General features: G+C 68.2%; 8 protein-coding genes. 3 read left to right on the forward strand and 5 right to left on the reverse strand.

The genetic code is table 11. The features are described from left to right. The 5 genes from VGT00_14820 to VGT00_14840 all read right to left on the reverse strand — a co-directional run. A partial coding sequence (locus tag VGT00_14820; GenBank protein ID HEV8532691.1) for a hypothetical protein occupies positions 1-227 on the reverse strand: 227 nt, incomplete at its 3' end. Then, positions 224-1,009 carry a TatD family hydrolase gene (locus VGT00_14825; GenBank protein HEV8532692.1) on the reverse strand — a complete coding sequence of 262 codons (786 nt, stop codon included), beginning with the start codon at positions 1,007-1,009 and terminating at the stop codon, positions 224-226. The genes VGT00_14825 and VGT00_14820, both read right to left, overlap by 4 nt. 17 nt (positions 1,010-1,026) lie before the next feature. Beyond that, complete coding sequence (locus VGT00_14830) at positions 1,027-2,361, reverse strand: TldD/PmbA family protein (GenBank protein ID HEV8532693.1); 1,335 nt, start codon at positions 2,359-2,361, stop codon at positions 1,027-1,029. A gap of 3 nt (positions 2,362-2,364) precedes the next feature. Next, complete coding sequence (gene tldD / locus VGT00_14835) at positions 2,365-3,798, reverse strand: metalloprotease TldD (GenBank protein ID HEV8532694.1); 1,434 nt, start codon at positions 3,796-3,798, stop codon at positions 2,365-2,367. A 174-nt stretch (positions 3,799-3,972) separates the two neighbouring features. Next, on the reverse strand, positions 3,973-4,773 hold the full coding sequence (locus VGT00_14840; protein ID HEV8532695.1) for an ABC transporter substrate-binding protein: 801 nt from the start codon (positions 4,771-4,773) through the stop codon (positions 3,973-3,975). A 278-nt stretch (positions 4,774-5,051) separates the two neighbouring features. Here VGT00_14840 and VGT00_14845 point away from each other — a divergent pair, with 278 nt between their 5' ends. From VGT00_14845 to VGT00_14855, 3 genes are all read left to right on the forward strand, one after another. Further along, complete coding sequence (locus VGT00_14845) at positions 5,052-6,194, forward strand: glycosyl hydrolase (GenBank protein ID HEV8532696.1); 1,143 nt, start codon at positions 5,052-5,054, stop codon at positions 6,192-6,194. Continuing rightward, the gene (locus VGT00_14850) at positions 6,194-6,478 is read left to right on the forward strand and encodes a MoaD/ThiS family protein (GenBank protein HEV8532697.1); all 285 of its coding nucleotides are present in this window, start codon (positions 6,194-6,196) and stop codon (positions 6,476-6,478) included. The genes VGT00_14845 and VGT00_14850 overlap by 1 nt, the downstream gene beginning before the upstream one ends. Positions 6,479-6,869: 391 nt before the next feature. Further along, on the forward strand, positions 6,870-7,059 hold a 190-nt coding region (locus tag VGT00_14855), incomplete at its 3' end, for an HNH endonuclease (protein ID HEV8532698.1).

Genomic DNA, 7,059 nt, shown 5'->3' on the forward strand with positions numbered 1-7,059 from the left:
TTGCGTCCGAGCCCGCCCGACTCACCGCTGCCCCGGAAGTCGAAGCGCGCCAGGGCCAGGCCCGCCTCGGGGAAATCCTGGCCGAGCAGGAGGTACTTGTCGCTGTCCTTGGAGGCGCCCATGCCGTGGCACGCCACCACGCAGGGAGCGGGCTGGCGCCGCGGGAGATGCAGCACGCCCACCACGGAGGCGCCGTCTATCGCAAAGGCGAAGGGCTCGCTGCTCACGACCAGGGAAGATCGAAGAGGGCGCAGGTATTGGCGCCGATCTCGGTGATCACCTCGTCCACGGGCATCCGCTTGATCTTGGCGATCTCCTCGGCCACGCGGGTGACGAGCCACGGGCCGGAGGGCATGCCCTCGAACTCGCCCTTGTAGGGCCACGGCCCGTCGCTCTCGACGAGGAGCGAGGAGAGGGGCACCGCCTCGACCATCTCGCGATCCCGATCGCGGTAGATCACCTCGGGGGTGACCGACACCATGAAGCCCGACTCGACGATGGCGCGGGTCACCTCGGCGGGCGCCTTGTGCCAGTGGAAGACCGCGCGATCGATGCCGTGGGCCTTGAGCGCGTCCAGCGCGCCGACGGCCGCGCCGTGGGGCGCGTGGAGGATGACGGCCAGGTCATAGCGCCGCGCCAGATCCAGGAGGCGCCCGAGATGCCGTCTCGACCGCGTCATGCGCTCGGCCGCGTCGGCCGCACCGTCGAGGCTGTACCAGGGTAGTCCGACCTCGCCCAGCGCCACGAGCCAGGCGTGATTGGCCATGAGCTGCGACTCCACCCGTGACAGGTCCTCATCCGTGAGGTGATGCCATTCGGGGTGAAAGCCCATGGCCGGCCACACGGCCTTGCCGGAGCCCGTGGCCGCCTTGAGGGTGCGCACGTTGGTCTCGTGGTCGCACCCCACGGCCACGGCGCCCCAGACGCCGTGTTCGCTGGCCCGCGAGAGGGCGCCGCGCAGGTCCTCGAACGCGGGATCGTGAAGGTGGCAGTGGCTGTCGATGAGCATCGCGGGGAGGGCTCCTGTCAGGCTCCGGCCACGACCATCTTGCCGATGAGGACGGTGGGGGCCGCGGTGCGGTCGCGGAAGACCAGGTCATTGCCGACGCCCTCGATGGCCCGGAACATCTCGAGCAGGTTCCCCGCCACCGTGATCTCCTCCACGGGATAGGCCAGCTCGCCATTGTCGATCCACATGCCCGCGGCGCCTCGGGAGTAGTCGCCCGTGACGCCGTTGACGCCGAATCCGATCAGCTCGGTGACGTAGAGCCCCTGCTTCACGCTGGCCACGAGCACGCGCGGATCCGTGGCGCCTGCGGCCAGGTAGAAGTTGGTCGTGCCCACGGTCACCCCGCTGCCGTCGCGGGCGGCGTGATGCGTGGAGGCCATGCCGAGCTTGCGGCCGGTGTAGGTGTCCAGGAGATACGAGGTCAGCACGCCCTTGTCCACGACTACCGTGCGACGGATCGACAGCCCCTCGCCGTCGAAGGGTCGCGAGCCGAGGGCGCCGGGAAGCGTGCCGTCGTCGACGAGAGTGACGGCGGGGGAGGCGATCTGCTGGCCGAGCTTGCCCACCAGGAAGGACGCGCCGCGATAGAGCGACGGGCCCGCGGCGGCGCCCGCGATGTGACGGATGAGGCTCGCCGCCATCTCGGGATCGAAGATCACCGGCACTTCGCAAGTCTTGACCCGCCGGGCCCCGAGGCGCCGGAGCGCGCGCCGGGCCGCGGTACGGCCGATCTCCTCGGGGGCGTCGAGACGCTCGCGCTTGCGCGTGGCGTGATACCAGCCGTCGCGCTGCATCTGGCCGTTCTGCGAGGCCACGGGAGAGACGGAGAGGCTGAACGACGAGGTCTCGTACTCGCCCGCGAAGCCGTGGCTCGTGCCATAGGCGTAGCGCGCCTGACGGTCGGAGAAGTCGCCGCCCTCGGAGTTGGTGATGCGAGGGTCGCTTTCGAGCGCCGCCGCCTCGCAGCGCCGGGCCAGCCCGATCTTGTCTTCCGGCGAGAGGTCATGCCCCGTGGGATCGTGAAGGTCGAGGCTCGGAATGGTGCGGGCGAGCTCTCCGGCCGCGGGCAGGCCGCCCAGCTCGTCGGGCGCGGTGACACGGGCCAGCGAGACGGCCTCCTCGACGAGGCGGTCGACCGACGCGCGGGAGAGATCCGAGGTCGAGGCCGCGGCCACCGATTGCCCGACGAAGACGCGCAGGGAGAGATGCTGCTCGCGCGCGTGCTTGACCGTGTCCACCTGCCCCAGCCTCACCTGCGCCGAGAAGGCCTGGTCCTCGAGGAGAAAGGCGTCCGCCGCGGTCGCCCCCCGCGCACCCGCCCGCTTCAGCACGTCCTGGACGAGGTCGAGCAAGGGCTAGACCTGGGTCCCGCCCACGGTGATCCCATCGATGCGCGTGGTCGGCATCCCCACGCCGACGGGCACGGACTGGCCGTCCTTGCCGCAGGTGCCCACCCCCTCGTCCAGCTTGAGGTCGTGGCCGACGCGGCTCACCCGCGTCAGCGCCTCGGGGCCATTGCCGATGAGCGTGGCGCCCTTGACCGCCTTCGTGACCTGGCCATCCTCGATCAGGTAGGCCTCGCTGGCCGAGAAGACGAACTTGCCATTGGTGATGTCGACCTGGCCGCCACCGAAGTTGACGGCGTAGAGACCGCGGGGAACGGAGCGAATGATGTCGGCGGGATCGTCCTGCCCGGCCAGCATGAAGGTGTTGGTCATGCGCGGCATGGGCGGATGCGCGTAGGACTCGCGCCGGCCGTTGCCGGTGGCCGGCATCCCCATGAGCCGGGAATTGAGCCGGTCCTGCATGTAGCCGCGAAGGATGCCGTTCTCGATCAGAACATTGCGACGGGTGGCATGGCCCTCGTCGTCGACGTTCAGCGAGCCACGACGGTTGGCGATGGTGCCGTCGTCCACCACGGTGACGAGATCGGAGGCGACCTTCTGGCCGAGCCGTCCCGAGAAGGCCGAGGTGCCTTTGCGGTTGAAGTCACCCTCGAGCCCGTGGCCCACGGCCTCGTGAAGGAGAATGCCCGGCCAGCCCGGCCCCAGCACCACCGTGAGCTCGCCCGCGGGCGCCGCGACGGCGTGGAGCTTGATGACGGCCTGGCGCACGGCCTCGGATGTGTAGTGACGCCAGCGCTCGTGCTCGAGAAAGAAGTCGAAGGGCACCCGCCCGCCGCCGCCATAGCCGCCCATCTCGCGCTTGCCGTTCTCTTCCACGATCACGGTGACGTTGAGCCGGGTCAGCGGCCGAACATCGCCCACAGTCCAGCCGGAAGGCGTGGCGATGAGCACCACCACGTCCTCGCTGCCGAGGCTCGCGATGACTTGCCGCACGCGCGGGTCTGCCGCGCGCGCCGCGGCATCCACCTGCCCGAGCAGCTTGACCTTGCGGTCGAGCGCCGCGGTGATGGGCGTTTCGGCGAGCGTGTAGAGATCGTGGGGCTTGCCGCCGCTCACGGCCACGGTGGCCGAGGACGAGGCGGAGTCCGCGATGGCGCGCGCCTGCCGGGCGGCTTCCGCGAGATTCGGGAGCGCCAGATCGTCGGTGTGGGCGTAGCCCGTGCGCTCTCCCGACTGGGCCCGGATGCCCGCGCCCTGGCTCACATGGCGCGAGGCTTTCTTGACCGCGCCCTCCTCGAGGACCAGCTCTTCGCTGACGCGATATTCGAGGAAGAGATCGGCGTGATCGACACGGCCGGCCAGCTCTGAACCGAGAAGACGATCGAGGGCTGATGCGGAAAGACCAAATCTGTCTTCGAAGAACCGTTCCGGCCGGGCCAGCATTTGATTCTCCATGGGGCGCGAAGGGTTTGATCCTAGCATCGGCCGCCGAGGGGCCTTCTAGTAATTCTTGCTCAGAAATCCCTGTGTTCGATATCCGAACACAGCCGTCGCCGGACACCAACTTCCGGGTACTTAGGTCCCCAGAGCGAAGACCGTCGTTGAGGGATTTGCTAGCTAGCGGTCCAAGCCCTGCTGGACTATCTCGTGGATCGTCCTGAGCCCGGCCATCACGGATGGCCCTGGGGACAGGATATCAGCCCCGTCCACCTCGTGGATTCGTCCCGTCTTCACGGCGCTGATGACCGACCAGCCAGGCCGCCCCCGTATGACGCCGATGTCCACAGGCTTGCCGCACCAGGAGGCCAGAATGATCTGAGGATCACGGCGGACCACCTCGTCCGGGTCGAGCACGCGCTCCTTCGCCGACCGCTTGTCTCTGAGGTCGGAAAAAATATCCCGGCCGCCCGCCAGCTCGATGATCTCCGACACCCAGCGGATCCCGGCAATGAGCGGGTCGTGCCACTCCTCGAAGTAGACGCGCGGCCTGTCCGGCCACACGCTCGAGAACTCCCGGAGCTGTCGTATCTCGTCGCGCATGTCCTGCACGAGGTCGCGGGCCGGCTTGTCGAGCCCGAGGAGCCCGCCCACGAGGAGAATGCTCCCGAGAATCTCCTCGATCGAGCGCGGATTGGAGCAGAAGACGGGCAGCCCGGCTCGGATCAGCTCCGCGCTGATATCGGCCTGGAGATCCGAGAAGGCGAGCACGAGGTCGGGCTCGAGCTCCCGGATCCTGTCGGCCCGGAACGTCGTGAAGCCGCCGATCCTGGGCTTCTCGCGCGCCTCGGGAGGGCGATGCGCGGTGCCGGGGACGGCGACGACGCGGTCCCCCGCCCCGAGGGCATAGCAGATCTCCACGTGCTCGGCGCTCAGACACACGATGCGCTGCGGAAACCCGGTATCCCCCTTGCCGTACATGGCGCTTTACGATACCAGAGGATTTCGCTCGCCCAACGCGCCAGAATGCCCCCCTTATCTACTCAGCCCTCGCCTCAGGGCTTCGCCCTTCAGCTCGAACTGCGGCCCTCTCCCCCGATGGGGGAGAGGGATCCAAGGATGAATCCCTCTCCCCTTTGGGGAGAGGGCAGGGTGAGGGGCCCGAGCCGCGCGAAATCATGTCGTCGCCGAGCGCAAAGCCATCGACCGATCGGCTTCCGCTTGCAGTGCCTCGCGCTTTGCGCTACCACGTAAGGCCTATGGCCAAGCGCACTTCTTCCCCGCGACGCACGCTCCTCATGGTGGGTACCCGCAAGGGCGCTTTCCTCTACCACGCCGATGCGAGTCGGAAACAGTGGCGGCTCGACGGGCCGCACTACCTCGGCTGCATCGTCCATCACCTTGTGCTGGACCCACGCGACGGCCGAACCATGCTCATGGCCACGCGAACAGGGCATCTCGGCCCTACCGTGCTCCGCTCCACCAATCGCGGACGGAGCTGGGTCGAGATCAAGGAGCCGCCTGCCTTTGCCAAGGCGCCCGAGGGAGAGACCGGGCGCGCCGTGGATCACGTCTTCTGGCTCACGCCCGGCCTTCCGTCTCAGCCGGGAGTCTGGTGGGCAGGCACCTCGCCTCAGGGCCTATTCCGCTCCGAGGACGGCGGCATCACGTGGAGCGAGATGGTCGGGTTCAATCACGATGTCGTTGCGCTTCTGGCCAGCCGGCTGGATGCCACACCGGACGGCCCCATCGTCCATTCCATCCTGGTGGACCCGCGGGACCCACGTCATCTCTATGTCGGGCTCTCCGGAGGCGGAACTTTCGAGAGCGTGGACGAGGGGATATCCTGGCGGCCGCTCAATCGCGGCGTGCTCGCCGATTTCTTGCCGGAGAAGTACCCGGAGTTCGGCCAGGATCCGCACCTCATGGCCATTCATCCTCTCAATCCCGACCGCCTCTACCAGCAGAACCACTGCGGCATCTATCGTCTCGATCGCCCGGGCGAGACCTGGACGCGCATCGGCGAGAGCATGCCGAAGGAGGTGGGTGACATCGGCTTCCCGATCGTGCTCCATCCTCGCGATCCCGACATGCTCTGGGTCATTCCCATGGATGGCACCACGGTGTGGCCGCGCACGAGCCCGGACGGCAAGCCCGCCGTGTACCGGAGCAAGAACGGCGGCATGAGCTGGGAGCGCCAGGCCGCGGGACTGCCGCCGCGCGATGCCTGGCTCACCGTCAAGCGCCAGGCCTTCGCCGCCGACGCCGGGAAGCCGCTGGGACTCTACTTCGGGACCACGGGAGGAGAGATCTGGATGAGCACGGATGAAGGACGGCGCTGGCGCGTGCTCGCCCGCCATCTGCCCGAGATCTACACCGTCCAGGCCGCCTCGCTCAGCTGATGCGCGTCTTCATCGCCTCGCCCCTTCACTCCTACACAGGCGGGCGCGGCGAGGTCGAGTGCGCGGGCGCCACCGTGGCCGAGGTACTCGCCGAGCTCGACCGCCGCTACCCGGGCCTCCGCTTCCGCGTGGTGGACGAGCAGGACCGCATCCGCCAGCACATGCGCATCTACGTGGGCACGGAGCCGGCGCCCGGTCTCGACCAGCCCATCCCGGCGGGGCAGGAGGTCCACATTCTCCAGGCGCTTAGCGGGGGAACGGCTCCCGCGATGTGTGGCCGCTGAGGAGCTAGCAAATCTCGGACCTGCCGATGGCTTGGCCTGCGTCGCGGCGCGACCCGCCGTAGTAGCCCTGACCCCGATCTCTCCCCGATGCGCTGCGGAAATCCGGTGTATCTCTTTCCATACATGAGCGCGTAACGATACTCGAGAAGTCCAACGGGAGCGCTCTAGGCTCGCAATATTTTTCCGCTTGACAGGCTTGGCCGCGTGACTCGGTCATGCGGCCGCAACCGTCATCAAAGGCCGGTCCAGCGGCCCGCCCGACGGCGCCGCTGCGAAAACTGACGAGGCCGGATCAAAAACCATTCCTCGTCTGAGGATCGCCCATTCCGGCCGCTTCCCGAGGGCTCGAAACCCAGGGGGTAGAGTTGTTTCAGCAGAAGGAGGGCTCGCCATGCAGATCCATTCGTCAACTGTGCTTGCCGGTCAGCATCGCGCCGCGGAGCTGGACCGGCTCGGCGACGCGATCGCCGAGCTGTCCGCCCACCTCGACGCGGCCACCGCGCGCCTGCTCGATCTGATCCGAGCATTCGACGCCCGCGGCGGCTGGAACACGGGCTTCCGCTCCTGCGCCGCCTGGCTCT

Source organism: Candidatus Methylomirabilota bacterium (genome assembly GCA_036002485.1).
Lineage (GTDB): Bacteria > Methylomirabilota > Methylomirabilia > Rokubacteriales > CSP1-6 > AR37.

Coding starts and splice junctions, on each gene's coding strand:
- VGT00_14825 (HEV8532692.1), bottom strand. CDS start 1,009: ATGCTCATCGACAGCCACTGCCACCTTCACGATCCCGCGTTCGAGGAC.
- tldD (HEV8532694.1), bottom strand. CDS start 3,798: ATGCTGGCCCGGCCGGAACGGTTCTTCGAAGACAGATTTGGTCTTTCC.
- VGT00_14840 (HEV8532695.1), bottom strand. CDS start 4,773: ATGTACGGCAAGGGGGATACCGGGTTTCCGCAGCGCATCGTGTGTCTG.
- VGT00_14845 (HEV8532696.1), top strand. CDS start 5,052: ATGGCCAAGCGCACTTCTTCCCCGCGACGCACGCTCCTCATGGTGGGT.
- VGT00_14850 (HEV8532697.1), top strand. CDS start 6,194: ATGCGCGTCTTCATCGCCTCGCCCCTTCACTCCTACACAGGCGGGCGC.